2 protein-coding genes are annotated in these 1,175 nt (G+C 35.0%); both read right to left on the bottom strand.

Annotation, left to right across the window (positions count from 1 at the left end; translation table 11 throughout):
- Positions 1 to 117: 117 nt before the first annotated feature.
- On the bottom strand, positions 118 to 318 hold the full coding sequence (locus ACKWCC_RS19340) for a type II toxin-antitoxin system RelE/ParE family toxin (RefSeq protein ID WP_413997609.1): 201 nt from the start codon (positions 316 to 318) through the stop codon (positions 118 to 120).
- Positions 318 to 536, bottom strand: coding sequence for a hypothetical protein (locus ACKWCC_RS19335; protein WP_413997608.1), 219 nt, complete (start codon positions 534 to 536; stop codon positions 318 to 320). The genes ACKWCC_RS19340 and ACKWCC_RS19335 overlap by 1 nt, the downstream gene beginning before the upstream one ends.
- Between the last annotated feature and the right edge of the window lie 639 nt (positions 537 to 1,175).

Genomic DNA, 1,175 nt, shown 5'->3' with positions numbered 1-1,175 from the left:
TTCGTTTTTGCTATTACAATTTACCACTTTTAAAACAGTTTTCCTATTTTAGAACCTCCCGGAACATCAATAAAACCAAGGCTTTCATAAACTATCCATCTTTTTTTCGGGGGATGGTTAGTTTGTAACTACGCATTTATAGATTCCTCCAAATTCCATAGATTTTTGGCAGCTTTCAGGATACTCCGAAATCTGTTCTATTTTTGCAGTCAATTTTGCTAAAAAGTCTTTTTTAACCTTATAACTCCATTCCTCCAATAAATATTCGGTAAGTCTTTTAAGTTTGTATTCGGCAAGTTCGGAAATGAAAACTTCCATTAAGAAATCTTTTTTAGCACATCTTTATACGAAGTCCGTTTTCCGTTATCCAACTGTTCGATTCCTTTTTTGATTTCGGCTTGTTCAGATGTAGTCAATTCGTTCCAAAAATCCGATTTTTCATTATTAATGAAGTCCGTTACTTTTTTAATAAAATTGTCATTATCAATATTCAATATGATTTTTACGAGTTCTATTTTTGATGTCTTAATGTCCATTCTAAGTACCTTTTTTCAAAATTACTAAAAATTCACATTCCCAGCGGAATTTTGTGAATGACGCACAACGTCTCGGCTAAGCGTAGTGCGGAAGTAAGGAAACTTTTCGTTTCCGTCTGCGCACGAAGCCAAAGCTTTTGGTTTAGTTTTTATTTCTCTTGTCCAAAGCTAAATCCCAAAGATTTAGCGACACAATAAATAGACACAGACCTTTGGGTTTAGCCTAAAACTCCGCATTACGTTTAGGTATTGTTAGCAAAATGTGGCGACACGCACGAGTAAGCACGAACTATTACGTTTTGATATTTTTTCCGTCTGTATGAAGTCCATCTGCGCAACATTTGCGTCCGAGTGAAGTCCTTCTACAATCTATTTTTAAATCCATTCGAGCAAAAATTCACAGGTAACATTTGCGTTTGTGTAAATTCCGTTCTCACAAAAAGTCCATCTGATTTTAGTTTAGCAAGTCTATTCAGATTTTCCTTTAGTTGTCAATCTTTTCTTTAAATATTCAATATTAAGGCTCTATCGTGTTTTGAGTGGGTAAGTTAGTAAATTGTTATTTTCGGGGGATGGAAAATTCCAAGGAAATATTCGCACTCGCCCTGGGTCTTACCGATCCGTGGTATATAAAGGAGA

The organism is Maribacter aquimarinus, assembly GCF_047345505.1.
Lineage (GTDB): Bacteria > Bacteroidota > Bacteroidia > Flavobacteriales > Flavobacteriaceae > Maribacter.
This window is presented reverse-complemented; position numbering and strand designations above follow the sequence as displayed.

What these genes read in the sequence shown, in the direction of transcription:
- ACKWCC_RS19340 (WP_413997609.1), bottom strand. Translation starts at nt 318, where the DNA reads ATGGAAGTTTTCATTTCCGAACTTGCCGAATACAAACTTAAAAGACTT.
- ACKWCC_RS19335 (WP_413997608.1), bottom strand. Translation starts at nt 536, where the DNA reads ATGGACATTAAGACATCAAAAATAGAACTCGTAAAAATCATATTGAAT.